Origin of the sequence: Actinocatenispora thailandica (assembly GCF_016865425.1) — a bacterium.
Lineage (GTDB): Bacteria > Actinomycetota > Actinomycetes > Mycobacteriales > Micromonosporaceae > Actinocatenispora > Actinocatenispora thailandica.
This window is the reverse complement of record NZ_AP023355.1, coordinates 243,143-270,040: the sequence shown is the minus strand read 5'-3', so window position 1 is coordinate 270,040 and position 26,898 is coordinate 243,143. Positions and strand designations below refer to the sequence as shown.

At 73.6% G+C, this 26,898-nt stretch carries 19 protein-coding genes and 1 pseudogene; 7 read left to right on the top strand and 13 right to left on the bottom strand.

Going from position 1 to position 26,898, the window contains the following annotated elements:
* Positions 1–54 precede the first annotated feature (54 nt).
* Positions 55–1,755, bottom strand: coding sequence for an NAD-binding protein (locus tag Athai_RS01240; protein ID WP_203959752.1), 1,701 nt, complete (start codon positions 1,753–1,755; stop codon positions 55–57).
* 679 nt (positions 1,756–2,434) lie between these two features.
* On the opposite strand from Athai_RS01240, the gene Athai_RS01235 reads away from it, so the two are divergent.
* Positions 2,435–3,553: a hypothetical protein gene (locus Athai_RS01235; RefSeq protein WP_203959751.1), complete on the top strand. Its 1,119-nt coding sequence runs from the start codon at positions 2,435–2,437 to the stop codon at positions 3,551–3,553.
* A gap of 238 nt (positions 3,554–3,791) precedes the next feature.
* On the opposite strand, the gene Athai_RS01230 is transcribed toward Athai_RS01235, so the two are convergent.
* Together Athai_RS01230 and tmk are read right to left on the bottom strand one after the other, a co-directional pair.
* The gene (locus tag Athai_RS01230; protein WP_203959750.1) at positions 3,792–4,967 is read right to left on the bottom strand and encodes a DNA polymerase III subunit delta'; all 1,176 of its coding nucleotides are present in this window, start codon (positions 4,965–4,967) and stop codon (positions 3,792–3,794) included.
* A gap of 774 nt (positions 4,968–5,741) precedes the next feature.
* A pseudogene (tmk, locus tag Athai_RS01225) lies at positions 5,742–7,706 on the bottom strand (dTMP kinase); the annotation flags it as partial.
* A gap of 340 nt (positions 7,707–8,046) precedes the next feature.
* On the opposite strand from tmk, the gene Athai_RS01220 reads away from it, so the two are divergent.
* Positions 8,047–9,249: an amino acid deaminase/aldolase gene (locus Athai_RS01220; protein ID WP_203959749.1), complete on the top strand. Its 1,203-nt coding sequence runs from the start codon at positions 8,047–8,049 to the stop codon at positions 9,247–9,249.
* A gap of 19 nt (positions 9,250–9,268) precedes the next feature.
* Here Athai_RS01220 and Athai_RS01215 read toward each other — a convergent pair whose 3' ends face one another.
* Both Athai_RS01215 and Athai_RS01210 read right to left on the bottom strand, forming a co-directional pair.
* Positions 9,269–9,811: a Uma2 family endonuclease gene (locus Athai_RS01215; protein WP_203959748.1), complete on the bottom strand. Its 543-nt coding sequence runs from the start codon at positions 9,809–9,811 to the stop codon at positions 9,269–9,271.
* Between the two features lie 45 nt (positions 9,812–9,856).
* Positions 9,857–10,408, bottom strand: a complete 552-nt coding sequence (locus Athai_RS01210; protein WP_203965251.1) for a TetR/AcrR family transcriptional regulator — start codon at positions 10,406–10,408, stop codon at positions 9,857–9,859.
* A gap of 321 nt (positions 10,409–10,729) precedes the next feature.
* On the opposite strand from Athai_RS01210, the gene Athai_RS01205 reads away from it, so the two are divergent.
* Together Athai_RS01205 and Athai_RS01200 are read left to right on the top strand one after the other, a co-directional pair.
* A complete protein-coding gene (locus Athai_RS01205; protein WP_203959747.1) occupies positions 10,730–12,592 on the top strand; it encodes an endonuclease/exonuclease/phosphatase family protein in 1,863 nt (620 codons plus the stop codon).
* Complete coding sequence (locus Athai_RS01200) at positions 12,592–13,893, top strand: D-arabinono-1,4-lactone oxidase (RefSeq protein WP_203959746.1); 1,302 nt, start codon at positions 12,592–12,594, stop codon at positions 13,891–13,893. The genes Athai_RS01205 and Athai_RS01200 overlap by 1 nt, the downstream gene beginning before the upstream one ends.
* Before the next feature lie 154 nt (positions 13,894–14,047).
* On the opposite strand, the gene Athai_RS01195 is transcribed toward Athai_RS01200, so the two are convergent.
* The 3 genes from Athai_RS01195 to Athai_RS01185 all read right to left on the bottom strand — a co-directional run bounded on the left by Athai_RS01195 (position 14,048) and on the right by Athai_RS01185 (position 16,912).
* A complete protein-coding gene (locus Athai_RS01195) occupies positions 14,048–14,617 on the bottom strand; it encodes a TIGR03086 family metal-binding protein (protein ID WP_203959745.1) in 570 nt (189 codons plus the stop codon).
* 155 nt (positions 14,618–14,772) lie between these two features.
* On the bottom strand, positions 14,773–16,119 hold the full coding sequence (locus Athai_RS01190) for a serine hydrolase (protein WP_203959744.1): 1,347 nt from the start codon (positions 16,117–16,119) through the stop codon (positions 14,773–14,775).
* A gap of 91 nt (positions 16,120–16,210) precedes the next feature.
* Positions 16,211–16,912, bottom strand: coding sequence for a DUF3887 domain-containing protein (locus Athai_RS01185; RefSeq protein WP_203959743.1), 702 nt, complete (start codon positions 16,910–16,912; stop codon positions 16,211–16,213).
* A gap of 245 nt (positions 16,913–17,157) precedes the next feature.
* Here Athai_RS01185 and Athai_RS01180 point away from each other — a divergent pair, with 245 nt between their 5' ends.
* Both Athai_RS01180 and Athai_RS01175 read left to right on the top strand, forming a co-directional pair.
* Positions 17,158–17,649 carry a GNAT family N-acetyltransferase gene (locus Athai_RS01180; protein ID WP_239156638.1) on the top strand — a complete coding sequence of 164 codons (492 nt, stop codon included), beginning with the start codon at positions 17,158–17,160 and terminating at the stop codon, positions 17,647–17,649.
* Between the two features lie 57 nt (positions 17,650–17,706).
* Positions 17,707–18,471 carry an SAM-dependent methyltransferase gene (locus Athai_RS01175; protein WP_203959742.1) on the top strand — a complete coding sequence of 255 codons (765 nt, stop codon included), beginning with the start codon at positions 17,707–17,709 and terminating at the stop codon, positions 18,469–18,471.
* A gap of 89 nt (positions 18,472–18,560) precedes the next feature.
* Here the strand turns inward: Athai_RS01175 and Athai_RS01170 are convergent, their stop codons facing one another.
* The 4 genes from Athai_RS01170 to Athai_RS01155 all read right to left on the bottom strand — a co-directional run bounded on the left by Athai_RS01170 (position 18,561) and on the right by Athai_RS01155 (position 22,769).
* A complete protein-coding gene (locus Athai_RS01170) occupies positions 18,561–19,460 on the bottom strand; it encodes a GNAT family N-acetyltransferase (RefSeq protein ID WP_203959741.1) in 900 nt (299 codons plus the stop codon).
* Between the two features lie 70 nt (positions 19,461–19,530).
* Positions 19,531–20,886, bottom strand: coding sequence for a serine hydrolase domain-containing protein (locus Athai_RS01165; RefSeq protein WP_203959740.1), 1,356 nt, complete (start codon positions 20,884–20,886; stop codon positions 19,531–19,533).
* Between the two features lie 372 nt (positions 20,887–21,258).
* On the bottom strand, positions 21,259–22,011 hold the full coding sequence (locus Athai_RS01160; protein WP_203959739.1) for an alpha/beta fold hydrolase: 753 nt from the start codon (positions 22,009–22,011) through the stop codon (positions 21,259–21,261).
* A 197-nt stretch (positions 22,012–22,208) separates the two neighbouring features.
* A complete protein-coding gene (locus Athai_RS01155; RefSeq protein WP_239156637.1) occupies positions 22,209–22,769 on the bottom strand; it encodes a TetR/AcrR family transcriptional regulator in 561 nt (186 codons plus the stop codon).
* Between the two features lie 94 nt (positions 22,770–22,863).
* Between Athai_RS01155 and Athai_RS01150 the strand changes: the two genes are divergently transcribed.
* The gene (locus Athai_RS01150) at positions 22,864–23,931 is read left to right on the top strand and encodes a zinc-dependent alcohol dehydrogenase family protein (RefSeq protein WP_239156636.1); all 1,068 of its coding nucleotides are present in this window, start codon (positions 22,864–22,866) and stop codon (positions 23,929–23,931) included.
* 108 nt (positions 23,932–24,039) lie between these two features.
* Here Athai_RS01150 and topA read toward each other — a convergent pair whose 3' ends face one another.
* Positions 24,040–26,886 (bottom strand): type I DNA topoisomerase, encoded by a 2,847-nt coding sequence (gene topA / locus Athai_RS01145; RefSeq protein WP_203959737.1) that lies wholly within the window; start codon positions 26,884–26,886, stop codon positions 24,040–24,042.
* Positions 26,887–26,898 lie beyond the last annotated feature (12 nt).

The following is a 26,898-nucleotide window of genomic DNA, read 5'->3' as shown; positions in this document are numbered from 1 at the left end:
GACCGCGTCGGTACCCCGGCCGCGGGCCGGCGAAGGCTGCGGTCACCGGCCCGGTCAGTCGCCGTCCTCGGTGCCGGCGGACTCGTCGCTTGCGGCCAGCAGCCGGCCGAGCCCGGTACGGGTGGCCAGCACCATGATGCGCTCCCCGGTCCGCAGCACCCGGTCGAGCCGGGGCGCCCAGGTCCAGTCGCCGTCCTTGCCGCGCAGCGCGATGACCCGGCTCTCTCCGGCCATGTTGCCGACCCGTACCGCCTGGCCGGCGAGCTGCGCGCCGGCCGACACCGGCAGGTCGGCGATGACCAGCACCCGGCGGCCGACCGGGATCGTGTTGATCACCTGCCGTTCCACCAGCGCGGCGGCGAAGACCGGCGCAGCGAGGTAGGCGACGCTGCGCGAGGTGGTGATCCCGAACTGCTCCTCGACCCGGGCGGCGAGGTCCGCGTCGAACAGCCGCAGCACCACCCGCAGGTCGGCGCGGGTCGCCGTGGCGTTCAGCGCGATCTCCAGGTTGGTGACGTCGTCGCTGGTCACCGGCACGAGGGCGCGGCAGCTGTGCAGGTTGGCCTGGCTGAGCACGTCCTCCCGGGTGGCGTCGCCATGGATCACCGGGATGCCGCGCTCGCGGCAGAACGCCACTCCGGGGCCGTGCTCGCCGCTCTCGATCGCGACGACCCGCTCACCCATGTCGTCGAGCTGGCGGACGATGCGTTCGCCCACGTCGCCGAGGCCGGTGACGATGACGTGGCCCTCCCGGTACACCGGGGCGGTCTGCTGGGCGGCGGTCAGCCGGGCCCGCACCACCCAGTCGACCAGCGCCGCGGTGATGGCGGGGATCAGCGCCACACCGCCGATCATGGTGACCGCCTGGATCGTCTCCTCCAGACCGGAGTATTGCCGGTCCGGGTCGCCGGCGCCGGCGATGGTGAGCACCGTGTCGTACAGCGAGAAGCCGAGCGGGTCGCCGAGCACCCCGACGCGCAGCACGATGCCGAGCACGACCAGCCCGAGCAGCACGCCGACCGCGATGGCGAGGCCCCGCCGGACGCTGCGCCGCAGCGCCTGCCGCATCCGGTACGAGGGGCGGGCCCGCGGCCCGGACCGCTCGCGCTGCCCGTCGGCGGTGGCGAGGACCAGGTCGTCCGGCCGGTTCCGGTTCGGCAGCAGGCTCAGCGGCCCGGTCGGTTCGGCGGTGCCGGCGAGCGCGCAGACCACCGACTCGGCGGGTACGTCCCGGCGGCGGGCGGTGATCAGGGTGCGGGTGGGCAGCCGGATCGGCGCCGGCCGGTCGAGGGCGGCGGCGACGAACGCGGGCGCCGCGGTACTGGCGTCGTGCAGCGCGGTGCAGTCGGCGAACAGTTCGTGGATGCGGTAGCGCAGGTTCGCGTTGGACATCCGGATCACCAGCCGGAGTTTCGGGCTGACCTCCTGGGCCCGCAGCGCGGCGTGCAGGTTGCCGACGTCGTCGTCGGCGACCAGCGCGAGCGATCGCGCGGTGCGCAGGTCGGCCTTCTCGAACGCCTTGCTGTCCAGCCGGCTCGACTCGATGAGCTGCACGCCGTCCAGCTCGGCGATGTCGGCGGCCCGGTTGTGGCCGATCGACGGGACGATCGCCACGACCGACTCACCGTGTCGGGTGGTCAGCTCCTCCACCAGCCGGTAGGCGAGCTGGTTGGCGCCGCACACGACGATGCGGCCCCGGCGGGGTCGCTGCCCGAACGGCAGCGAGATGGGCAGAACTCGTCGGGTGGGCGGCACAGCGCCGATGGTAACCAAGATCGCTTTCGGCGCGATGCCTCGCGGCGGGGCACAGAACTCCCGGGCGGTCGACATCTGAACGCGATCGGAGAATGTGTCGCGTAACCCATCCCCAGCACTTGCACGTTATGTACGTGGGTAGGCACAATCCGTGCCCGGAGCTCTCTCTATCCGACGAGGAGGTGTCAGCGGGATGGCAACGGCGATTCTGCCGGCATCTCCCTGTGACGGTGCAGTGCACCAGGGGCGTACGGCGTCGGCGCGCGGGCAGGCGCTGCCGGCACCGTCCATACCAGCCCTGGCGCAGCTACCTGCGGCCCCATGCCACACGGCGACCGTGGCCGGGTCGAGCCGTCACGACGTGGATCCGGAGTGCTCCGAGGAGAAAACCGCGGAGCGAGCAGATCGACGAACGACCCGCCAGCCGGGCTGGGTCCGTTCGGACGTACCGCACCCCGGGCGCGCCGGGGCGGGCAGCCAGCCCGCGCCGGGCTGCCCCGCGCCCGGGAGGTACCTCGCGCTCTGCTCCCTCACGACACGCGGTTCGCTTCACCTTCCGCACCATCACGGGCACGTGCCGGCGCTGCGCCGCCACGTGCCGGTCGCTCGCTCCGCGGGTACGCGTGCCGGCACCGCCGGCGCGAACCAATCACGTACCCGATGCATTGAGGACATAACGATGAACCGCAAGTGGATCTACCGCGCGATGACCGCGGCCGTCGCCGTCGGCGGCATGCTGCTGTTCGGCGCGGCGTCGGCCGAGGCCAGCACTCAGGTGGCGGCGGCCGACAAGCCGGCGGCACTGGTCAACTCCGGTGGCGTCACGCACCCGGTCATGGTGCAGCACGACCCGGCGAGCCAGCTGGGTCAGTTGGGGCTGCCGATCACCGGTGGCTTCATGCACCCGGACACCGCGCAGCCCGGTGCCGCGCAGCCGGGCACCGTGTACAACGAGTCCGCCAGCCGGCCGGAGGGCCTGCCGGGCATCTCGACGGGCAACCCGCCGACCAACGGCACCAAGGTCGACGTCCCGCAGCTGACCGGCGCGGCCGCACCGGTGGTCAAGCCGGTACAGCGGCTGGCCGGCCCGGCCGCGGGGCCGCTGTCCGGGCTGACCGGTACCGAGGCCGGCGGGCCGACCGACCTGGCCGACCCGAGCGGTCTGCCGGTCGTCGGGCCACTGCTGTCCGGGGCAACGCAGGGACAGCAGGCACCGACGCAGCAGCCGCCGGCGGCGCAGCCGCAGGCACCGACCGCGCAGCAGCCGACCGGTGAGGTCGGCCCGACCGACAGCAACACCACCGAGTCGGCGTCGCTGCCGCTCGGCTCGGCGCCGCTGCGGGCGCTGCCGGTGCTCGGCACCGAAGACGGGTTCACCATCGGGCAGAACAACAAGCTGCCCACCGATGGACTCGTCGCCAAGGCCGGCAGCGGCCTGGGCAGCACGGTGGGCAAGCTCACCGGCGGCCCGAGCCTGGGCGGCCTGCCCGGTACCGAGTCGGCCACCGAGGGTTCCCCGGTCGACTCGCTCGCCAGCGGTGCGAACGTCGGCGGCCTGCCGGTCGGCGACCTGACCAGCCCGGTCACCAGCCAGCTGAACGGGCTGCCGGGTCAGGAGGACGGCATGCTGTCCACCGGTGCGCCGGCCGCGGCGCCGACCGGCGCTGCCCCGACCGGTACCGCACCGGCGGGTTCCGCGCCGGCCAACCCGGACCAGCCCACCAACGGTGGCGCCCCGGGCCTCGGCTCGAACCCGCTGTCCACGGTCACCGGCCTGGTCGGCGGCCTGGGCGCGTAACGCCAGGTAACGCACGCGGCGCCCTTCCCGCTCCGGCGGGGAGGGCGCCGCTTCGTCGCACGCGGTCCACCGCGGCAGGCACCGCCGCCGGCCGAAGGTTCCGGCCCGCGTCCAACCCGGCCAGGACTCAGCCCGGCGCCCAGCCCGGCCAGGACTCAGCCCGCGGCGTTCAGCCCGGCCAGGGCTGCGCCCGGCGAGGACGTCGCACCGCGTCCACCCGCGCCGGCCGACCGCGAGGTCAGCCCCGCCAGAGGGTGAGCATCATCGACTCGACCGCGATCCGCGGCTTGACGTTCGCCGCGATCGCGTCCCGGCACTCCAGTACGGCGGTGAGCCGGCGCAGCGTCGCGGTCGGCGCCCAGCGCTGCGCCGCCGCGCCGGTCAGCTCGGTGGCGTCCGCGTGCACCATCGGTACCGGCGCGGCCAGCCGGGTCATCAGCACGTCCCGGTAGAAGCCGGCCAGGTCGGTCAGGGCCCGGTCCAGGGCGTCCCGCTGGGCCCGGGTGGCCCGGGTCTTCTGTCGCCGCTCCAGCTCCTTGAGCTGCCCGGCCGAACCCCGGGCGGCCCCGGCCGAACCCTTCCCCGTCCCGCCGGCGCCGAGCGCGGTGGCCAGTTCGTCCCGCTCCTTCGCGGACAGCTCCGCGTACTCGCCGGCGCTCTCCCGCTCGGTCGCGGCGACCAGCTCACCGGCCGCGTCGAAGCAGGCGGCGAGGCTGGTCAGCTTGCGCGGGATGGCGAGTACCGCCTGCCGGGTGGCCTGCGCGACCTCGTCGGTGGCGAGCGTGCGGGCCCGGCCGAGATGCCCCTGCGCCGCCGCCGCGGCCCACCGCGCGGTCGCCGGGTCGGTACGGCCGTCGGCGGCCAGCGCCGCTGCCACCGCGTCCACCGCCGGGGTGCGCAGCGCGACCACCCGGCACCGGGACCGGATCGTCACGGAGATGTCGTCCGGGTGGGTGGACGGGGTGCACAGCAGGAACACCGTCCGGGCCGGCGGCTCCTCGACCGCCTTGAGCAGCGCGTTGCTGGCCGCCTCGGTGAGCCGGTCGGCGTCCGCGATGACCAGGATCTGCCACCGGCCGGACGACGGCGCACCCTGCGCCCGCAGCACGAGCGCGCGCATCGCGTCGACGCCGATCGTCAGCCCGTCCGGCACCACGAACCGGACGTCGGCGTGGGTACCGGCGAGCACGGTGTGGCAGGACTGGCAGGTGCCGCAGCCGCCCTGCTCGCACTGCAACGCGGCGGCGAACGCGCGGGCCGCGTCCGTCCGCCCGGACCCGGGCGGCCCGGTGAACAGCCAGGCGTGCGTCATGGCGTGCACCGGCGCGCCGCCGGGGCGGCCGGCACTCGCCGCGCGCCGGAGTACCGCCACCGCCTCCGGCTGCCCCACCACCGTGTCGAACACGTCCGTCATGGTCGCTCAGCGCTTCCGCCGTGGCCGCCGGCGGCGCAGGTCGCCGGTGCGGGACGGCATGATCATGGTCTCGTCGTCGTACCCGGGCCGTTCCGGCTCGGCGGGCCGCCCCCACGGATCGAAGCCGGGCGTGACCGCCGGGAACGTCGCCGTCTCGGTCGACGACCGCCACGGATCGCTCGGTTCCGCGACCACCGGCAGCACCGTCGTCCCATCCGGGCCGGCCGGCGGCGCCGTCTCCTCCGTGGCTTTCGGCGGCGCGCTCGTCTCGTCCGTCACCTTCGGCAGCACCGTCGTCTCGTCCACCAGCCGGGGCAACACGCTCGTCTCGTCCGCGGCCTTCGGCAGCACCGTCGTCTCGTCCCCGGCCTGCGGCGGCACCGTCGTCTCGTCCGCGACCTCGGGCAACACGCTCGTCTCGTCCGCGGCCTTCGGCAGCACCGTCGTCTCGTCCCCAGCCTGCGGCGGCACCGTCGTCTCGGCCGAGACCTGCGGCAGCACCGTCGTCTCGGCCGCGGCGACCGCGACGGCCGGCTCGCGCGCCGCCTCCGCGGGCGGCACCGTGGCCGCCGCTTCCGGGGGCAGCACCGCGGTGGCGTCCGGGCGGGGCGCGGACCGCTCCGCGGACGCCGGCCGGTCACCCGGCGCCGAACGTCGCGGCGACCCGGTGCCGGCCGGCTCGGAAACACCGGCAGCATCGCCCGGCGCGGCAGCCGACGGCGCCGGCGCGCGACCGGCGGCCGGCTCGGAATCGGCGTCGTCGTCGGTCGGCTGGAGCAGCCGGGAGACCCGCTCCCGGACCCGCTCGGCGAGCTGCTCCTGGTCCAGCGTGCCGTCCAGCACCAGGTAGCGTGCCGGGTCACGCTCGGACAGGTCGAGGAACGCCTGCCGGACCCGCTCGTGGAACAGGATCGACTCGGCCTCCAGCTTGTCGGCCGTGCTGCGGGCGGCGGCCCGGGCCAGCCCCACGCTCGGGTCGATGTCGAGCAGGACCACCAGGTCGGGTCGCAGGCCGCCGGTGGCCCAGTCGGACAGCCAGCCGATCTCCTCGCTGGGCAGGGTGCGGCCGGCGCCCTGGTAGGCGAGCGACGAGTCGACGTACCGGTCGCTGACCACGACGGCACCGCGCTGCAACGCGGGCCGGACCACGGTGGCGACGTGATGTGCCCGATCCGCCGCGTACAGCAACGCCTCGGCGCGGGGGGACACGGTGGTGTCGCCGGCGTCCAGCACCAGCCCGCGGATCCGCGCACCGACCTCGGTCGCGCCCGGTTCCCGGGTCACCACCGCCTCGTTGCCGTGCACCCGCAGCCAGGCGGCCAGCTTGATCACCTGGGTCGACTTCCCGGCGCCCTCGCCACCCTCGAACACCACGAACAGCCCGCTGCCCTCGTGCGGCTCCGGCCGGCCGAGCGGGCGGCCCCGGATCGAGGAGATGATGTCGGCGAGCAGCGGTACGCCGCGCTTGTCGTCCATCTGCCGCAGCGCGGCGAATCCGGCGAACACCCCGACCACGCCGGCGGCGAGCAGCAGCACCCGGGTGGAGCTGATGCTGACCGCGACCGGTCCGAGCGACAGCACCCGGGACGAGCCGATGCCGACCAGCACGCTGGACGCGGACAGCGTCAGCAGCAGCACGCCCTGCACCGACACCTGGATGAACGAGTACACCCGGCCGCGCATCGCGTCGTCGATCTCGACGCCGAGCAACGTGATGCCGTTCAGGAACGCCATCCCGGCGCCGGCGCCGACCACGACGGTCAGGAACGCGGCGACGAACAGGTGCGGGGCGATCGCGAGCAGCCCGACCGCACCGGTGGCGAGGATGATCGACAGCCCGAACCAGCGCCGCCGGGACAGCTGCCCGACCAGCTTGGGACCGGCACCGATGCCGATACCGAGGCCGACGAACAGCAGCGCGAACAGCAGGAAGAACGAGGCGTCGCCGCCGCCGAGCGACTTCGCGTAGGTGCGGCCGGCGCCGATCACCACGCCCGCCGCGGCGAACGCGCCGAAGATGCCGAGTACCAGCCCGCGGGCGAACCGGAACCGGGCGATGTAGCGCCAGCCGTCGACGAACTGGCGGAGCATGCCCTCCTCGGCCCGCTCCGGCCGGGACTCCCGGTGCCCGGAGATCTCCTTGATGCCGAACCACACCATCAGTGCGGTCGCCGCGTACGTCAGGGCGTTCAGGACCAGCGCCACCGAGTACGACGAGCCGAAGCCGAGCGCGCCGATCAGCCAGTTGAGGAACGCCAGGACGAGGCCGGCGAGGATCGGCGTGATGCCGTACGTGGTGGCCATCGCGAGCTGGTTCGCCCGCTCCAGCCGCTTCTTCGGCACCAGGTTGGGTACCGACGCCTCCTTGGCCGGGGCCCACATCATCTGGCAGGTCTCGATCATGAAGGTGGCGACCGCGAGCCAGGCGGCGGTCAGCACGCTGCCCGCGAAGATGCCGACGATCGGGATCGACGCGTACAGCACGAAGCGGGTGGAGTCGCAGATGACCATGGTGCGGCGGCGGTCGAACCGGTCCGCGAACACGCCGGCGATCGGCCCGAGCACCAGCGCCGGGATCAGCCGGACCACGATGGCGCCGGAGAACGCGGCGCCCTGGGCTGCCGGGTTGGAGAACAGGCTGGAGGCGAAGGTACTGGTGGCGAGGATGCCGAGCCAGTCACCGATGGAGGAGAAGCCGAGCACGATCCACAGCCGGCGAAACGCCCGGAGCCGCAGGATGGCCTTGAGCTCGGCGATCCCGGACAGCTTGCTGGTACCCGGCGCCTCGGCTCCGCTGGTGCTCGACCGCTCCTCGGCGGGATGCGTGGCGATGACTGACTCCTCCCCCGTTGCGGGCGGGGCACCGGTGGCACGGTGCCGGGCCGCCGGCTGCGCGGTCGACGACGGGTCCGTCGGGCCCTCGCGCGTGCATTCCACTCTATCGGCGGGTTGTTCAGGGTAGGTGCGCACCGCGCTCGGGGTGGGCCGCCCGCGCCGGCGGGAGCGGTGAGCGTCACCACGCCGGCAAATTCATGAAGAGATCTCGCGTTTGACCGGATCCGGCGCTACGTTTGGCGCCATGGAGCAACGGTCGAGCCGGGCGCTGCGGGACCGGCTGGACGCGGCGACCGCCGAGCTGGATCCGCCGTTCGCGGTGGTCGACCTGGCGGCGTTCGACGCCAACGCGGCGGAGCTGCGGTCCCGGGCCGCGGGCCGGCCGATCCGGGTGGCGAGCAAGTCGGTGCGCTGCCGGGCGCTGCTGACCCGGGCACTGGCCGAACCGGGGTTCGCCGGCATCATGGCGTTCACCCTGCCGGAGGCGGTGTGGCTGGCCCGGGCCGGCCACCCCGACGTGCTCGTGGCGTACCCGAGCGTGCACCGCGCGGCGCTCGCCGAGCTGGCCGACGAGGCGCTCGCCGAGCGCGTCACGGTGATGATCGACGCACCGGAGCAGCTGGACCTGATCGACTCGGTGCTGCCGGCACGTCGCCCACCGGTACGGGTCTGCCTGGAGCTGGACGCGTCCTGGCGGCCGCTGCTCGGGGCGGCGCACATCGGGGTCCGGCGCTCCCCGCTGCACAGCCCGGCGCAGCTGGCGCGCGCCGCCCGCGCCGTCGTCGCCCGCCCCGGGTTCCGGCTGGTCGGCCTGATGGCGTACGAGGCGCACATCGCCGGTCTGCAGGACCACCCGCCGGGGCGCCCGCTGTACGGTGCGTTGCTGCGCCGCATCCAGCGCGTCTCGCGGGCCGAGCTGGCCGCCCGCCGGGCCGCCGCGGTCGCCGCGGTCCGCCAGGTCACCGAGCTGGAGTTCGTCAACGGCGGCGGCACCGGCAGCGTGCACAGCACCGCGGCCGAGCCGGCGGTCACCGAGATCGCCGCCGGTTCCGGCCTGTACGGCCCGGTCACGTTCGACGGCTACGCCGCCTGGCGCCCGCATCCGGCGGCGTTCTTCGCCCTGCCGGTGGTGCGCCGGCCGGCACCGGGCGTGGTCACCGTGCTGGGCGGCGGCTGGGTCGCTTCCGGCGTACCGCGCGCCGACCGGTTGCCGCGGCCCACCCTGCCGGCCGGGCTGCGCTACGTCGGTACCGAGGGCGCCGGCGAGGTGCAGACCCCGCTGACCGGCCCGGGGGTGTCGGAGCTGACCGTCGGCGACCGGGTCTGGTTCCGGCACGCCAAGGCCGGCGAGCTGTGCGAGCACGTCGACGAGCTGCACCTGGTCGACGGGGACCGGATCGTGGACACCGTCCCCACCTACCGCGGCGAGGGCCACGCGTTCCTCTGAACAGGTCGTGCCGGCCGCGTCAGCTCGGCTCGCCGTCCTCGGCCTCCAGGTCGTCCAGCGATGCGGTCCGCTCCAGCGCGTACCGCCCCTTCTCGTCGAGTACGAACAGCTCAACGATGTAGTCGGTGATGTTCCCCTCGTCGTCCTCGTTCTCGGTGATCCGCCAGAACGCTGGAATGCCCAGCTTCGCGTACAGGATCGGCTTGTCCCGAAAGTCGTTCTGCGCGGTGCTCGGCGACACCACCTCGACCGCCAGCGCGATCTGATCGGCACTGAAATAAGCCTTGTGCAGGTCGCGCTGCCCCTTGAACACACCGACGTCGAGGACGCGGGTTTCCTCTGGAGCGATCTCGACACCGACTTCCATGCCGGCAACGAGACCACGCTCTCGGAGCATCTGCACGACACGCATCTGGACATCGGAGTGCCACTGTGCTGCCGGGGTCATCACGAGGATGTTTCCCTCATGGAGTTCGAAACGGGTACCGGGAGGGAGCAATCCCTCGGCGGTCTCCACAGTGAACCCCTCGCCCGCAACTCCGCGATCGGTCGACGCTGCCATCGTGCGCACCTCCGCTGGTGGCTGCCACCACCAGCGTATGAGGCGTCAGACGGTGACGTAGCCCGCGAGGTACTGCCGGATCAGCGCCTTGGCCTCGGTGATCACCGCGGCGTCGCCGTCCGGGGTCCGGCGGAAGGCGAGCTTGATCAGCGCGTCGCCGGTCTCCACCGCGATCGCCAGGGCGAAGTCGAGCCGCTCGTCGGCGACCAGCTCGAACCGTTCGACCAGCACGTCGCGCAGCTTGCCGACGATGACGTCGTTGTTGTCGCGGTTCTCGTCGAGCAGGTGGGTGTCGACGATGTCGCCGAAGTGCAGGCCGCGGAAGCCGGGCGTGCCGCGCTGCATCTCCACGTACTCGTCGATGACCGCGTCGACGCCGTCCCACCAGTGCTCGAAGCCGCCCTCGGTGAACCGGCGGGAGATGCGCTGCAGGTACGTCTCCAGGTTGCGGACGGTGACCGCCTGCACGACGGCGCGCTTGTCCGGGAAGAACTGGTAGACCGAGCCGATGGCGACGCCGGCGCGTTCGGCGAGCAGCGTGGTGCTCAGCCCGTCGTAGCCGAGTTCGTCGACCAGTTCGGCGCAGGCGTCGAGCATCCGCTGCACCCGGGCCGCGCTGCGCTCCTGCATCGGCACCCGCCGCAGCGGGGCCCCACTCTTACCCCCGGCAACCTGCCGACCCTGCGCCACCGTCACCGCCCCCTCACCGTGCGCCGCGCACCCGGACGGGCGAGTGCCCCGGGTGGTGCGGAACCGCCCAACAGCCCTAGGATCGCACCACCTCGTGCCGGGCCCGCCGCGGAGTGCACGGCGACTCGCCGTCGTCGACCGCCAGGCGGGCCCGAGTCGCGTTGTCCATCATGCCCGATCGATCTTGAGGGCGTTGACGTTGCCAGACATGAGGAGTATTCACCTATCATGACCCGGCGGATCCTGGCGACGGCGCTCGGCGTGCTGTTGCTCCTCGACGCGCTGCGCGTCTTCCTGCCCTCCCTCATCACCATCTTCGGCGACGCGGGCAGCACCTCGCCGGTCCTGCTCGGCGGGTTCGCGCTGGGGTGGTTCGCCGCCGGCCTGGTCGCCGCGGTCGTCGGGCGGTACACGTACAGCGGAGTGGTCCGGGCCGCCGGCGCCGCCGCACTGCTCGCAGGGCACCTCGCCCTGCTGTTCACCGACGGCGGCCAACCCCAGCTGTACGCGGCGGCCGTCGCCGTCGCCGGCGGCTACTGGTACGTGACCGGTGACGCGCTGAGCGGGGCCCGGCTCGCCGCGGCCGACCGGACGCAGCCGCGGCTGGTCGGCGCCTGGCATGCGGTGGGGGTCACCGCCGGGCTCGCCGGCAGTACGGTGCTGGACACGCTGCTGGGCGACGAGGACCTGATCTGGCGGCACGGCGCCGGCTGGGTGCTGCTGCGGCTCGCGCTGCTGGTCGCGTTCGGCGTCGCGGTGCTCGCCACCGCGGCGCTGCGGACCCCGGCCGGCGCCCCCGCCAAGCGGTACTGGTCCGCCGTCGGCCCGGCGATCCTGCTGTACGGCGTGCTCACCGGCGCCACCGCCCGCGCCGGCGCCGGCACCATGCCCGCACCGCTGGCGGTCGGCCTGGTCGCCGGCGCCGGCGTACTGGCGGTGCTCGTCGCGGCCCGGCCCCGGCTGACCGGTACTCCGTGGCTGCCGGCGGTGGCGCTGCCGCTGCTGGTGCTCGGCACGTTCCCGACCACCGACGGCGGGCTGGCCGCCTGGTACGGGCCGGTCGCGCAGGCGCTCGGCGCGCTGGCGCTGGCCGGCTGCCTCGGCTGGGCCGGCCTGCCGGGCAGTGGCGCCGGATCGGTGTGGCGCGGTCTGGCGGCCGGCGGCGGGCTGTTCGGCGCGGGTGCGCTGCTGTTCGGTTACTACGCCGCCTACGACGCCTCGATCGGCTTCCCGAACGGCGTCCTGCTGCTGATCGCGGCGCTGTGGATCGGCGCGACCGCGGCGCCGTGGCGGCCGGTACGGGCGACGGTGCGGCAGCGGCCCGCCACGATCGTGGCCATCCCGGTCCTGGCCGTCCTGGCCGGGCTGGCCGGCGCGCTCGTGGTGCCGTCGCTGCCGGCGGTCGCCGACTCGTCGAGCAACCGGCTGCGGCTGGTCACCTACAACATCCGAATGGGGTTCGACCTGCGCGGCCGGTTCGCGGTGGCCGACGTGGCGGCCGCGCTCGCCGCGCAGCACCCGGACGTGGTGCTGCTCAACGAGGTCGACCGCGGCTGGTTCCTCAACGGCGGGCACGACGACCTGGTCGCGGTGGCCCGCCGGTTGCACATGCGGTACGAGTTCGGGCCGGCGGCGGATCCGGTGTGGGGCGACGCGGTGCTGACCCGGCTGCCGATCCGGCAGGTGCGGCGGGTCGCGCTGCCGGCCGAGGGGCCGACCGGGGCGGGCGCGCTCGCCGTCACGGTGTCGCTGGGCGACACGAACCTCGCCGTGGTGGCCACCCACTTCCAGCCGAACGCGGACGCGCCGCCGCAGTCGCAGGCGCGGGCGGTGGTGCAGCTGGTCCGCACCCTGGGGCCGAGGGTGGTGCTGGCCGGCGACCTGAACGCCGAGCCCGGTTCGCCGGCGCTGGTGACGTTGCAGTCCGCGGGGCTGGCCGAGCAGCGGTCCGTCCCGTCCTATCCGTCGAATCACCCGAGCAAGCACATCGACCACGTGTACGCCACGAATGCCGTCACCGTCTCCGACACCGTGGCGGTGCGCAGCACCGCGTCGGATCATGTACCGGTAGCCGTCGACCTGGAGGTGTGATGACGAGTCCACAGTGGACGAACTGGGCGGGCAACCAGCGGTCGGTGGCGCGGCAGGTCACCGAGGCGGACACCGCCGAGCATGTCGCCGAGATCGTCGGCCGGGTACGCGAATCGGGCGGCACCCTCAAGGCGGTCGGGTCCGGGCACTCGTTCACCGGCGCCGCCAGTACCGACGGGGTCCGGCTGACCCCGGCGAGCGGGGCGTACTCGGTCGACCGGGAGGCGAAGCGGATCACCGTGCCGGCGGGGATGCCGCTGCACGCGCTGAACCGGGTGCTCGCCGCGGTCGACCTGGCGCTGCCGAACCTGGGGGACATCGACCGGCAGACCGTCGCCGGCGCGATCTCCACCGGTACCCACGGGACCGGCGCGAAGCTCGGCGGGCTGGCCACCTTCGTCGCCGGTCTGACGCTGGTGACGGGCACCGGCGAGGTGCTGCACGCGTCGCCGACCGAGCACCCGGAGGTGTTCGAGGCGGCCCGGCTGGGTGTCGGCGCCGTCGGCGTGCTCACCGAACTCGAACTGTCCTGTGTGGACTCCTTCCCGCTGCGCGCGGACGAGCGGCCGATGCCGCTGGACACCGTACTGTCCACTGTGGATGAGCTGGCGGCGGCCAACGACCACTTCGAGTTCTACTGGTTCCCCTACACCGAACTGACGTCGGTCAAGCGCAACAACCGGCTCGGCCCGGACGAGGCACCGCACCCGCTGCCGACCTGGCGTCGCCTGCTCGACGACGAGCTGCTGTCCAACACCGCCTTCTCGGTACTGTGCAAGCTGGTGCGCCGCGCACCGGCGCTCGCCCCGCGGGTCAACGGGCTCTCCGCGCGGGCGCTGTCGGCGCGCAGCTACGCGGACCGCTCCGACCGGGTGTTCTGCACGCCGCGCCGGGTCCGGTTCGTCGAGATGGAGTACTCGGTGCCGCGCGAGGCGCTGCCCGACGCGTTCGCCGGGTTGCGCCGCGCCGTCGAGACCTGCGGGGTGCACATCGCGTTCCCGGTGGAGGTCCGGGTGGCGGCGGCCGACGACGTCTGGCTGTCCACCGCGCACGGCCGGGACGCCGCCTACCTCGCCGTGCACCAGTACGTCGGGATGGCGTACGAGCCGTACTTCCACGCCGTGGAGGCGGTGCTGCGCGACCTGGACGGCCGGCCGCACTGGGGCAAGCTGCACTGGCAGGACGCCGATTCGCTGCGCGCCAGCTATCCCCGGTTCGACGAGTTCCGCGCGGTGCGCGACCGGCTCGACCCGGACCGGGTGTTCGCCAACGACTACACCCGCCGCGTCTTCGGCGACTGAGCGGCCCCGACGAAACCTGCCCGGACGAAACCTGCCCGGACGAAACCTGCCCGCGCGGATGTCCCCGACCGGGCGCAGCCGGGTCGCCGCCGCGGCGACCGGGCCCGGCGCCGGCCGGCTTCATCCACGGTGGACAGCTAGGATGCCGCCCGGGTCACGGGGTCCAGCTCGGGGTACGGCCCGCGAGCGCGACGACCCGGTCCAGCAACGGCGCGTCCTGCGGCACCGGTACCGGTGCCGCGAACAGGCCCTCCTGACCCCGGCCGCCGGTGCGCTCCACGGTGGCGGTGACCCAGTCGTGCGCGGCGCGCAGCGCCGGCTCGTCCGCCTGGTACGGGGCGCCGATCGCGCGGGCCAGATCCCAGCCGTGCAGCACCAGCTCGTCGGTGACGATCTGACCGGCCATCGCGCCCGGCATCTCGCGGCCGAAGAACTGCACGGTGCCCTCCCACGCCGCCGGCAGCTGCCAGGCGTCCGCGAGCTCGTCCAGCACCCGCGGCAGCAGCTCGCGCCAGTCGTCCGGCAGCTCGGTCGGGCGCGGCCCACCGGGCAGCGTCTGCTTCTGCGCCAGCATCCGGAACCCGACGGTGAGCTGGGCCAGATGCGCCAGCAGGTCGCGCACCGTCATCTCGGTGCACGGGGTCGGCCCGTCGAGCTGGTCGTCGCGTACCCGACCGACCAGCCCGGCGACCTCGCGCGTGATCGGTTCCAGGTCCACCGCCATGTCTCCCCCTCGTTCCGCGACCGTTCGCGGCTCCGACCCGCGGCTGCCGCCGGATCGGCACCGGGCCGCCGGGCCACCGGGCCACCGGGCCACCGGGCCACCGGGTTTCATGATGGCAGCCGTCCCCCGGGGCGGGCGACCGGACCGGGGCGCGGTCAGCGGCGGGCGGCGAGTTCCAGCCCGCCGCGGGCGAGCGCGATCACCTCGGGCAGCAGCGCCGCCTCGTCCAACGACCGTTCCGGGTCGGACAGCAGCAGGCTGGCGGCGAGCTGCTCGCCCCGGTCGGTACCGGCCAGGAAGTTGACGGTGAGCACGCCCGGCTCGCTACCCCCCTTGTACCAGACCATCGGGAAGCGGCGCCGGTTCAACCCGATGTACTGGTCGTTGGTGGACATCGCCGTGCCGAGCGGCGCCATCCCGGCACCGCGGTACCGGTCGGACAGGCCGGCGAGCGCCCGGCAGATGTCGGCCGGGGTGGCGAACCACTCCAACCCGTTGACCCGGCGTGGCGTCGTCCACGGTGTGACGGCCGACAGCGGCACCCGGTCGATCGCGGCGAGCTGCGCCCGGCGGGCCGGCACCGGCAGACGCTGGTAGCGGCTGGCCAGCCGCGGGTAGTCGTGCCCCTTGAGCACGAACAGCTCCCGGGTGGTCAGGAACGGCAGGTCGGCGGCCGGGTCGGCGTTGCCGAGCCGACCCAGTTCGCGCTCGACCCGCGCCCGGCCGACCCGGTGGATCAGGTGGTCGGCCGCGGTGTTGTCGCTGATCGAGATCATGTAGCGGGCGAAGTCGGCCAGGGTGAGTTCGGTGCCGGCTGGCCGGTCCTGCAGCACCCCGGACGGCAGGCTCTTCCAGTCGTCCCGGATGGCCAGCTTCTCCTGCCAGCTCGCCCGCCCGGCGGCGATCTCGTCGGCGAGCGCGCCCAGCACGTACAGCTTGAACGCGGAGCCGAGCGGCCGGCGGGTGTCCGGCGCGATGCCGTGTACCAGCGCGGTGTGGCCGTCCCGGCCGACCCGGGCGGCGGCGAACGACACGTTCGGCGCGAGCGCCCGGGCCCGGCGGTCCAGCTCGGCCCAGGACCGGGGCGTGTCGTGGTACCCGGCGAAGTGCAGTCCGGCGATCAGGCCGGTGCCGTCCACCTCGACCGTCACCACCCACTGCGCCGCGCCCGCGGTGGCCAGCCGTTCCGCCTTGGTCGCGGCGTCGGTCAGCGACCGTCCCGCGGTCAGCGCGCCGACCTGGGCGAACACCTCGTTCAGCGCGTCGGTACCGCCGATCGCGGCCAGCGTGTCGGCGGCGACGTGTGCGGCCAGCTCGTCGGCGGGCACCGGCACCCGGCGGGTGGCGCCGATCAGCCAGCGCAACTGCCGGTCGGCCACGCCGGTGGAGCTCTGCGCAGTGGCCGGCGCACCGATCCCTGTTCCGACCGCCGCGCCGACGGCGGCGCCGGCCGGCAGCGTGAACCCGATCATGGACATGACACTGCGCCGATCGATCCCCATGAAGCCTCCTCGAATCTCGACCCCGGCCGGATGCCCGGCCGAGACACCGAGGTCGCGGGGTGGCCTGCTCGATCGAAGGCCCCCGACGACCTCAGTTCTGCGCGATGGGAAGCAGGAACAGCCCGGCGATCGCCCCGCCGTCGTCGTACGCCACCCGCAGGGTGGCGTCGCCCGCCTCGCAGCGGACCGCCACGTCGACCACCGTGTGCCGGCCGATGCGACGGACGAGCGTCGTGCCGATCCCCTCGTACCGGCCGATGGTGTCGGTCACCTCGGCCCACACGGCGGCCAGCTTCGTGGCGTCGATCGCCCCCGCCATCCGCGGCGAGAACCGCCGGGTGACCGCCGACCACCGGTGCTCGCTGAGATCGACCAGCAGCCGGACCGACCGGTCGGCGGCGTCCGGCAGCGGTGCCGCCCCGGTGCCGGACCGCTCGTCGGCCCGCCCGAACCGTTGGTAGGCGGCCTGCCGGGTGATCCCCAGCGTTTCGCCGATCACCTCCCAGGTCTCGCCGGCGGATCGGGCGGCGCGCACCGCCCGATGCAGCCGCTGCTCGGCGGCACGCAGCGTGTCGTGCGCCGCGATCACCGCCGCCAGCGGGTCGTGCTCCCCGCTGTCAACCGTTCCCTGACGACCGTGGCCTGTCAACTTTTCCTTCACGGAATCGCGCTCGCGACGCGCGGCGCTGCGGCAGGTAGCGTCGCAGTAGAGCCGCGATCGCCCCTTGGATCGCCTTACTGCCAGCACTTTCCCGCACTGCCGGCAGCGGCCTGGCGCCTTGCCTTCGATCATCGTCAGCCCCTTTTCCGTGCCGCACGGAATGCTATCCCCATCGGCACGGAAAGCAAAACGTGCCGGCCGGGAAGGGCATGGCAGGATGGGCACGTGCCGTTGCTGATCGAGCCCGTCGTCCCGGCCGGACGGATGTCCGGCATGCCGCAGCCGGTCCTGACCGTGCCGGCCGAGGACGGACCCGCCGGCCCGACCGCCGCGCGTGAGCCGACCGCCGACGGCTCGGCCCCCGGGGCGAGCTGGCGTTGCGGCCGTGGCGGGCCGACGACGCGCCCGCGCTCGCCCTGGCGTACCAGGACCCGGCGATCCAACGGTGGCACGCGCGCTCGATGGACGAGGCCGAGGCCGCCGACTGGATCCGGCAGCGGGCTCGCCGTTGGTCCGCCGAGACCGGCGCCGACTGGGCGGTCACCGCGGGCCAGGCGCTCGTCGCGCGGATCGGGCTGCGTACCGTCGATCTCACCGAGGGCCACGCCGAGGTGGCGTACTGGACGCTGCCGGTCGCCCGCGGCCACGGTGTCGCCGGCCGCGCGCTGCGCCGGCTCACCCGCTGGTGCGGCGCCGAGGTCGGCCTGCACCGGCTCGAACTGCTGCACGCCGTCGAGAACACCGCCTCCTGCCGGGTCGCCGAGAAGTCCGGCTACCGGTACGAGGGCACGCTGCGCCAGGCGGTCCCGCACGCCGACGGCTTCCACGACATGCACCTGCACGCCCACCTCGGCACCGATCCGATCTGATCGGCGTCGCCGGAAATGCGTTGCCGGCCGGCGCCGGTGGCCGGCTAGGTTGCCGCCATGGACGACACGGACACCCCGCCGCGGCTGACCCGGCTCACCTTCCACGGCCCGCTCAGCGAGACGCGCGCCGACCGGATGGTCTCCCGACTGTCCGAGGGCGACCCCGCCACGGTGCTCGACCTCGGCTGCGGCTGGGGCGAACTGATGCTCCGGGTTCTCGACGCGGTACCCGGCGCGACCGGCGTCGGCATCGACCGCAACGCCGAGGACCTGGACCGCGGCCGGCACAACGCCACCGTCCGCGGGCTCGCCGACCGGGTCGAGTTCGTCGAGGAGTCCGGGCACCGGACGACCCGCGAACCCGCCGACCTCGTCCTGTGCCTGAACGCGAGCCACGCGGTGAGCGATGCGACGCCGCCACGGCAGACCGCCGACGCGTTGCACCAGTTGCGCCGGCTCGTCACACCCGGCGGGCGGGTGCTGTTCGGCGAGGGCTTCTGGGACCGTAACCCGACCCCGGACGAGCTGGCCGCGATGTGGCCGGACGCGCACCTCGACGAGCAGCACGACCTCGCCACCCTCGTCGATGTCGCCGCCGCGGCCGGCTTCCGCCCCTGCTGGATCGAGACCGCCAACACCGACGAGTGGGACGAGTTCGAGTCCGGGTACCTGTCCGATGTGGACGAATGGCTCGCCGAGCGGCCCGATCACCCGCTCGCCGCCAAGACCCGTACCCGGGTCGACGCGCATCGCGCGAGCTGGCTGCGCGGCTACCGCAACGTCCTCAACATCGCCTACCTCACCCTGATCCCCGTCGGCTGACCGGCCGAACCCGCCGGTCCTGGCCGGTGCCGGCGGCCAGGACCGGGCACACCGGCACGGCTGCTCCCCGGCGCGACGTGCCGGCGCCGTCAGGGGCGGGCGGCGAGATGGGTCAGGGTGGTGGTGACGTGCATGCCCACGTGGCGGTAGAGCTCGAGCGCTCCGGTACGGGAGTCGGTGGACAGCTGCGCGCGCCGCGCGCCACGGGAGCGCGCCGCACCGAACGCCTCGGCCAGCAGCCCGCGGGCGAGGCCCCGGCCGCGCTGGTCGACCCGTACCGCCAGCTGGTTGACCCAGGCGTCGCCGTCGGTGTCGAGCAGGTGGCAGGCGCCGACGATCTCGTCGCCGTGCACGACCACGAGCAGTTGCTCGGGCCGGAACCCGGGCCGGTCGAGCACCCCGGCGGCCCAGTCCTCGTACCGGGTCGGTGCCCGGTCCGGCCACTCGGCGAACGCGTCCTCGACGATCCGGTGGACCGCGCGTTCCTCGCCCGGCCGGTACGGGCGGATCGCGTACCCGGCCGGTAGCGGCGCCGCGGGGATCGCCGCGCCGGGCGGCAGTTCCAGCACCCAGCTCGTCCAGAGCGGCGTGTAGCCGTGGCGTCGCAGCAGATCCGTTGCTCCCCGGTTGCGTTCCGGTACGGTCTGGCCGACCAGGTTGCTGCCCACCTCGCGGGCCCGCCGCCGGGTCCAGCCGAGCAGCGCGGTGCCGATGCCGCGGCCCCGGTGGTCGGGATGCACGTACGCCTCGGCCCGCCGGCCCTGGTAGACCTCGGCGTAGCCGACCAGCCGGTCGCCGTCGAGCACGGCGATCGTGTCCGCACCGATGTCGAAGCTGGGCCGCCGCCAGTCGCCCACCAGGTCGGCCTCCTCGATGAACACCGCACCGAGGTCGGCCCGCTCGCAGTCGGCCATCAGCGCGGTCACCGCCGCCGCGTCCGCCGTGGTCAGCGGCCGGGTGGCCAGCCCGGCCGGCATCGTCGTCGTCACCCTCGCAGCATGCCCCGGCGCACCGCCGACGGCACCCGGATTCCGGTTCAGCGCCGGCCGGCACGGCGGCTCAGCCAGTGACCCGGGTGGCTTCGACGTCGGCGTCCGGGGTGCGTTCCTGGTGCAGTACGAGGACGCGGTCGCCGTCCCGGGCCGGGAACCGGACGTCGAGGTTGAGCACCCGGGCCCGCCAGCTCTCGTCGGTAGCTGCGATCAGCGGTACCGGCGGCTGCCCGGGCACCGTGAGCGTCAACCCGGTGCCCGTCTCGGCGACCACGAACTCGTCGTCCCCGCCGACGTACCGCCCGGCGAGGTCGCCCGCCGCCACCGCCGGGGCCGGCGCCGGCGCGGTCGGCCAGCCGTACTCGGCGGTCAGCGCCGGCAGCACCACGTCGGTGATCAGGTCGTACCCGTAGTCGCCGTTGGTCATCACCGCGGCGCCGCTGCCGTCGTCCAGGTGGATGCCGGCCCAGCTGCGGTACCCCTCGTCGGTACCGCTGTTGCCGACGAACGCCGGTGCGCCGGGCTCGGCGATCACCACGCCCAGCCCGTACGGCTGGTTCGGAGCGCCGCGGGTGACCATCGCGCGGGCCGAACCTTCGGACAGCAGGGCGCCGGGCACGCCGGCCAGGCTGTCCCGGATGGCGGCGAAGAACCTGGCCAGGTCGCTGGGCGTGCTCCACATGCCGGCCGCGGCCATGTCCGGGTAGGTGTGCCAGCCGCCGGCGACCAGGGCCGGGCCGGGCCGGTGCCCGGACGCGGCGCGGGCGGCGCGGTGCGTACCGAGCGGCTGGGCGAAGGTGCTGTGCACCATGCCCGCCGGCTCGAACACCAGCTCCCAGGCCAGGGTGTCGAAGTCGAGCCCGGTCACGTCGGTCAGCACCAGCTGGGCGATCGTGTACCCGCCGCCGGAGTAGCCGTGCCGCACCCCGGGCAGGCCGGTGACCCGCACCGGTGTCGAGTTGCCCTTGCCGTCGAGGATGTCCGGCACCGACGGCACCGGCATCCCCGGCGGGTAGCCGATCAGGCCGTGCACCGTCGTACCGGCGGTGTGCGCGAGCAGCTGGCGCAGCGTGATGCGCGGCTGCCAGCCGTCGTTGGCCGGCACCTGCCACGACTTCAGCAGCTCGTTCACGTCGGCGTCGAGGTCGAGGACGTCCTCGTCGGCCAGCCGCAGCGCGCAGGCGGCGGCGATCGACTTGCTGATCGAGCCGGCCTGGAACAGCGTGTCCGGCTGGACCTCCGCGTCGCTGGTGATGCTGCGGCGGCCGACCGCCCAGGTGCGGGTGACGGCGCCGCCCTCCAGCAGCGCGATGGAGACCCCCGGTACGTGGTGGTCGGCGAGGGCCGACGCGAACCCGAGTGGTCGGTCGGTTCTCGGCCGGTCCAGCTGGTAGCGGTCCAGGAACTCCGGCACGTCCCCCATGACACCCTCCCTGCTCGTTCGCCGGGCTGCCTCGCCCGGCTGTCGCGGTGGGCGACCCACCCGATCGATGACACCGTAGTGACATCATATCGACGCCGTCAATGCCATCACGCGACATCGTCGGCGTTGCAACCGTCCGGCCGGTCGGAAGATCAGGGCTTTGCGCAGCGCGATCGCCGCCGGGGAGGTCGAGCTGGTCATCGAGCACGCCCGCACGCTCATGGCCGGTACCCCGGCCGACGCCGAGCGCATCGCCGCCGACCGGTGACCCCGACGCCGCGAGGCCGGGAAACCTGCGGACCGCTCGGCCGACAGCGGTCCGCGCCGCGCGCGAACCCTACCGACTCGACCGGGCCGCCCCCGGGATCCGGCTCAACCCAGGGCCTTCTCCAGGGTGGTGGCGAGGGCGACCGGGGTCTCGTACATCGCGTAGTGGCCGGCGTTCGGGAACGTCTCCAGGATGCACGACGGGAACTGGGCGAGCCAGGTACCGCGCATCGCGTCCGGGCCGAGCGCGGCGTCGTGCTCCCCGGCGATCACCGTCATCGGCACCGTCGGCGCCGGCACCTGCGCGGCGAAGTCGCCCTTCGCCCACGGCCGCAGGTAGGCACCGAACGCCGCCCGGGTCGAGTTGTCCACCGAGTGCCGCACCATCTGGTCCAGCCAGGTCTTCGAGTGCCGGCCGCCGGTGGTCAGATCGACGATGGCGTACCGGTTCTCGTCCCGCTGCGCGGCGCCGTCGAACAGTGCCCAGCTCTCGTCGTCGAACGGCACAGCCGAGGCCGGCACCGGGCTGACGCCGGCCATCGCGGTCACCCGCTCCGGCGCGTCCGCGTACACCTGGAGCATCGCCTTGCCGCCCATCGAGTGCCCGAGCAGCGCGTAGCAGTCCCAGCCCAGCTCGTCGGCCAGGGCGCGCGCGTCGGCGCTGATCTCGGCCATCGAGTACTCGCCCGGCTCGTCCCGCCGCCGCCCGTAGCCGCGGTAGTCGACGAACGCGTAGCTGTAGGAGTCCTGGTCGATGAGTTCGGGCAGCCAGCCCCAACCGCGGGCGGAGCCGAACCAGCCGTGCAGTGCGAGAACCTTCGTCGGCCCGGAGCCGACCACCGTCGCCGGAATCGCCATGCCGCACGCTACCGCGTCCGCCGCGCCGCCTCCGCCCCGTTGATCATGGCGTTGCCCGAACGGGCAAGCGCTCTCCCCCCAGACAGCACCATGACCAACCCCGCCCGACTCCGCAGCCCGAACCGGCGTCCACTCATCGGCGGCTCGTCCACCGGGGACCACCGCGTCGCTGTCCACAGTGGACTGATTGGCCGGGTTCAGTCGAGGATCCGTTCGGCGAGCTGGCGGGCGATCCGGCCGGGGTGCGTGCCGGGCCGGGCGGCTCCGGTGGCGAGCGTGCCCTCGATCAGGAGTTGCAGTTGGTCCGCGGCGGCCCCGGGGTCCGGGTGGCGCAGCCGGACCAGCTCGTGCTCGAGCAGCGCGTGGATGCGCTCCCGGTAGTCGCCGGTGACTGCGTGCGCGGGATGCGCCTCGGCCGGCAGCGCGAGATCGGCACCCAGGTAGCGGCAGCCACGAAAGCCGGGCCGGGTCACGATCGCGTCCAACTCGTCGAACACGGCGAGCAGCCGGGCCCGCGGATCGTCGCCGGCCCCGTCCAGCACCGCACGGTAACGCTGGATGTCCTCGTCCGCGCTGCGCCGCAGCATCTCGGCGATCAGGCCGTCCTTGCCACCGAAGTGCTCGTACAGCGAGCGGCGTGCCACGTTCGCCTCGGTGAGCAGCGCGTCGACACCGACCGTCGGGCCATGCTCGTACGTCAGGCGCTGTGCCGCGGTGAGCAGCCGCTCGCGGGGCCCGGAATCCTGTCGTGCCTTCACCGGTCGAGCGTCGCACACCTTGACCGGTAGAACAACTGGTCTATATATTCCGAGTAGACCGACTGTTCTATCTAAGCTCGACCGAGGGGACACCGTGTCACGGCTCGACAGCATCCAGCGGCCAGCATCCGAACCCGCCGCACCGGCCCGAACCATCCGCAGCTACCACGCCCGCAGCGGCGGCGGCATCGCCAGCCTGGCGGTACGCGAACATCCGATGCCCGTGCCGGGCCCCGGAGAGGTGCTCGTGGCGGTGCGCGCGGTGTCGCTGAGCTTCCGGGAACTGCTGGTCCTGCGCGGCAGCTACGTGCTGCCGGTCCGACCCGACGTGGTACCGGTCTCCGACGGTGCCGGCGAGGTCGTCGCCACCGGGCCGGGCGTCGGCACCGTCGCCGCCGGCGACCGGGTCACCGCCACGCTGTTCCCGACCTGGCAGCACGGCCCGTTCGGCGCGCAGCATCTGCCCCAGCTCGGCGGCTCGCTGGACGGCCTGCTCACCGAGTTCGCCGTCCTGCCGGAAACGGCGCTGGTGCCGATCCCGGCCCACCTGTCGTACCGGGAGGCGGCAACGCTGCCGTGCGCCGCGGTCACCGCCTGGAACGCGCTCACCGGCGACGGCCGCGGGGTGCGGGCCGGGGACACGGTCGTCACGCTCGGATCCGGCGGGGTGTCGCTGTTCGCCATCCAGTTCGCCCGGTTGCTCGGCGCCCGGGTCATCGCCACCACCGGCGACCCGGCCAAGGCGGCGCGGCTGCGCGCGCTCGGCGCCGACGAGGTCGTCGATCGCCGGGACACGCCCGACTGGGACGGACCGGTACGGGAGCTGACCGCCGGTCGCGGCGCCGACCGGATCATCGACGTGGTCGGCACCCTGGACCGGTCGCTGCGCGCGGTGGCGATCGAGGGACACGTCGCGTGCGTCGGCTTCGTCGGCGGCGCGCCGGTCCCGCTGGATCCACGGCTGCTGTTCGCGTCCGCCGCCACCGTGCGGGCGCTGGCGGTCGGCAGCCGGGCCCAGTTCCTCGAGATGAACCGCGCGATCGGCGCTCGCGAGCTGCGACCGGTGATCGACCGGGTGTTCGGCTTCGACGACGCCCCCGAGGCGTACCGCTACTACGAGTCGGCCAGCCCCTTCGGCAAGGTGGTCATCGCCCTGGACTGAGCCTCGCCGCAGCCTGGTTGATCATGGCGTCATCTGCACGGGCAAAGGCTTGCCATCCAGACAACACCACGATCAACCCTGTCGGGTAGCCGCGGTCGGCCACCGGCGTCAGTCGTCCGAGGTGGACTTCTTCGGGGCCGCCTTCTTGGCCGGCGCCTTCTTCGCGGTGGCCTTCGCCGCGGTCTTCTTGGCGGCGGTCTTCTTGGCGGCCGTCTTCTTCGCGGCGGTCTTCTTGGCCGCCGTCTTCTTCGCAGCGGTCTTCTTGGCCGCGGTCTTCTTGGCCGCGGTCTTCTTGGCCGCCTTCTTGCGCGGGGCCGGGCCCTGGGCACGCTTGTCCGCCAGCAGTTCGGCCGCCCGGTCCAGCGTGATCGACTCGGCGGTCTCGGTACGCGGCAGGGTGCGGTTCGTCTCGCCGTCGGTGACGTACAGCCCGAACCGGCCGTCCTTCACCACGATCGGCTTACCGGTCGCCGGATCGTCACCGAGGGTACGCAGCGGCTCCTTCGGCGCCGCCCGCCGGCCCCGCCGCTTCGGCTCCGCGAACAGCTTCTCGGCCTCCTCCAGGGTGACCGTGAAGATCTGCTCCTCGGACTCCAGCGACCGCGAGTCGGTGCCCTTCCGGATGTACGGCCCGTACCGGCCGTTCTGCGCGGTCACCGGTTCACCGTCCGGCGCGGTACCGACGGTGCGCGGCAGCGACAGCAGCTTCAAGGCGTCGTCCAGCGTCAGCGTGTCCATCGAGTGCGACGAGAACAGCGAGGAGGACTTCTCGCCGGACGTCACGTACGGTCCGAACCGGCCCGACTTGAGCGTCACCACCTCGCCGGTCGCCGGGTCGGTGCCCAGCTCGCGGGCGCCGGAGTTGCTCTTGAACAGCTCCTCGACCTTCGCCGGAGTCAGCTCGTCGGGCACCACGTCGTCCGGGACGGACACGTTGCGGCGCGGCGCGTCCGGGTCCGGCTCGGTGTCCTCGTCACCCGGAGTCCGCCGCTCCAGGTACGGCCCGTACCGCCCGACCCGGACGACGACCTTGCGGCCCTCGTCGTCGGTGAACAGCGGGATCGAGTTGATCCCGCGCGCGTCGATCTCCGACAGCTGCTCGGTGACCAGCCGCTTCAACCCGCCGGAGCGGGCCACCGAACCCGCCTCCGCGGCGTCGTCACCGAAGTAGAACGAGCGCAGGAACCCGAGCGTCTGCACCCGGCCGTCGGTGATCTCGTCCAGGTCGTTCTCCAGCCCGGCGGTGAAGTCGTAGTCGACCAGCCGCGGGAAGTAGCTTTCCAGCAGCTGCACCACCGCGAACGCCACGAACGACGGGATCAGCGCCTGCCCGCGCTTGAACACGTACCCGCGGCGCTGGATCGTCTGCATGATCGAGGTGTAGGTGGAGGGGCGGCCGATGCCGAGCTCCTCCAGCGCCTTGACCAGCGACGCCTCCGTGTACCGCGCCGGCGGCTGGGTGGTGTGCCCGGTCGGCTCCAGCGCGTCGGCGGTCAACGGCTGGTCACGGACCAGGTTGGGCAGCCGGCGCTCGGCGTCCTCGGCCTCGGCGTTCTCGTCGTCGGTCGATTCGACGTACGCCCGCAGGAAGCCCGGCTCGGTGATCGTCTTGCCGGACGCCGCGAAGTCGGCCGACTCGCCGGTGGTGGACACTGCGTTGATCCGCACCGACACCGAGTTGCCCACCGCGTCGATCATCTGCGAGGCGATGGTGCGCCGCCAGATCAGCTCGTACAGCCGGAACTCGTCCGGGGACAGCTCGTTGGCCAGCGAACCCGGGGTGCGGAAGTGCTCGCCGGCCGGGCGGATCGCCTCGTGCGCCTCCTGCGCGTTCTTCACCTTGCGGGTGTACTGCCGGGGTTCGGCCGGCACGTACCGGCTGCCGTACAGCTCGGCGACCTGCGACCGGGCCGCCGACAGCGCGGTGTCCGACAGCGTCGTCGAGTCGGTCCGCATGTAGGTGATGTAGCCGTTCTCGTACAGCCGCTGCGCCACCCGCATCGTGGTCTCGGACGAGAAGCGCAGCTTGCGGGACGCCTCCTGCTGCAGCGTCGAGGTCATGAACGGCGCGTACGGCCGGCGCCGGTACGGCTTCTCCTCGACCCTGGTGACGGTGAAGTCGCGGCCGTCGAGCCGGGCCGCGAGCCCGCGCGCACCCTCCTCGTCCAGCGGGATCGCACCCGAGTTGGGCCGCACCCGGCCGGTCGCCGGGTCGAAGTCGCGGCCGGTCGCGACCCGGTCACCATCCAGCGCGATCAGCGTCCCGCCGAAGGTGCGCGGGCCGTCCTTCACGTCGGCCGCCGCCACCGCGAGGGTGGCCTGGATGTCCCAGTAGTCGGCCGAGTGGAACGCCATCCGCTGCCGCTCGCGCTCGACCACGATGCGCGTCGCCACCGACTGCACCCGGCCGGCCGACAGCTTCGGCATGATCTTCTTCCACAGCACCGGGCTGACCTCGTACCCGTACAGCCGGTCCAGCACCCGGCGCGCCTCGTACGCGTCGACCAGGTTCTGGTTGATCGTGCGCGGGTTGGCCACCGCCGCCTGGATCGCCGGCCGGGTGATCTCGTGGAAGACCATCCGGTGCACCGGCACCTTCGGCTTGAGCAGCTGTTCCAGGTGCCAGGCGATCGCCTCGCCCTCGCGGTCCTCATCGGTGGCGAGGAAGAGCTCGTCGGCGTCCTTCAGCAGGCCCTTGAGCCGGGTCACCTGCGCCTTGCGGTCCGGCGAGACGACGTAGAGCGGTGCGAAGTCGTGCTCCGGGTCGACGCCGAGCCTCGCCATCGGCGTGCCCTTGTACTTCTCGGGCACCTCCTTGGCGCCGCTGGGCAGGTCGCGGATGTGGCCACGACTCGCCTCCACGACCCACCCCGGGCCCAGGTAGCCCGAGATGGTCTTGGCCTTCGCCGGGGACTCGACGATGACCAGCCGGTTGCTGCTCTCGGATCGCGGCACGGTACTCCAGTC

Coding starts and splice junctions, on each gene's coding strand:
- Athai_RS01205 (WP_203959747.1), top strand. CDS start 10,730: ATGACCCGGCGGATCCTGGCGACGGCGCTCGGCGTGCTGTTGCTCCTC.
- Athai_RS01165 (WP_203959740.1), bottom strand. CDS start 20,886: ATGGGGGACGTGCCGGAGTTCCTGGACCGCTACCAGCTGGACCGGCCG.
- Athai_RS01190 (WP_203959744.1), bottom strand. CDS start 16,119: ATGGGGATCGATCGGCGCAGTGTCATGTCCATGATCGGGTTCACGCTG.
- Athai_RS01160 (WP_203959739.1), bottom strand. CDS start 22,011: ATGGCGATTCCGGCGACGGTGGTCGGCTCCGGGCCGACGAAGGTTCTC.
- Athai_RS01210 (WP_203965251.1), bottom strand. CDS start 10,408: ATGCTCGACGCCTGCGCCGAACTGGTCGACGAACTCGGCTACGACGGG.
- Athai_RS01220 (WP_203959749.1), top strand. CDS start 8,047: ATGGAGCAACGGTCGAGCCGGGCGCTGCGGGACCGGCTGGACGCGGCG.
- Athai_RS01235 (WP_203959751.1), top strand. CDS start 2,435: ATGAACCGCAAGTGGATCTACCGCGCGATGACCGCGGCCGTCGCCGTC.
- Athai_RS01175 (WP_203959742.1), top strand. CDS start 17,707: ATGGACGACACGGACACCCCGCCGCGGCTGACCCGGCTCACCTTCCAC.
- Athai_RS01195 (WP_203959745.1), bottom strand. CDS start 14,617: ATGGCGGTGGACCTGGAACCGATCACGCGCGAGGTCGCCGGGCTGGTC.
- Athai_RS01200 (WP_203959746.1), top strand. CDS start 12,592: ATGACGAGTCCACAGTGGACGAACTGGGCGGGCAACCAGCGGTCGGTG.
- Athai_RS01230 (WP_203959750.1), bottom strand. CDS start 4,967: ATGACGGACGTGTTCGACACGGTGGTGGGGCAGCCGGAGGCGGTGGCG.
- Athai_RS01215 (WP_203959748.1), bottom strand. CDS start 9,811: ATGGCAGCGTCGACCGATCGCGGAGTTGCGGGCGAGGGGTTCACTGTG.
- Athai_RS01185 (WP_203959743.1), bottom strand. CDS start 16,912: ATGATCGAAGGCAAGGCGCCAGGCCGCTGCCGGCAGTGCGGGAAAGTG.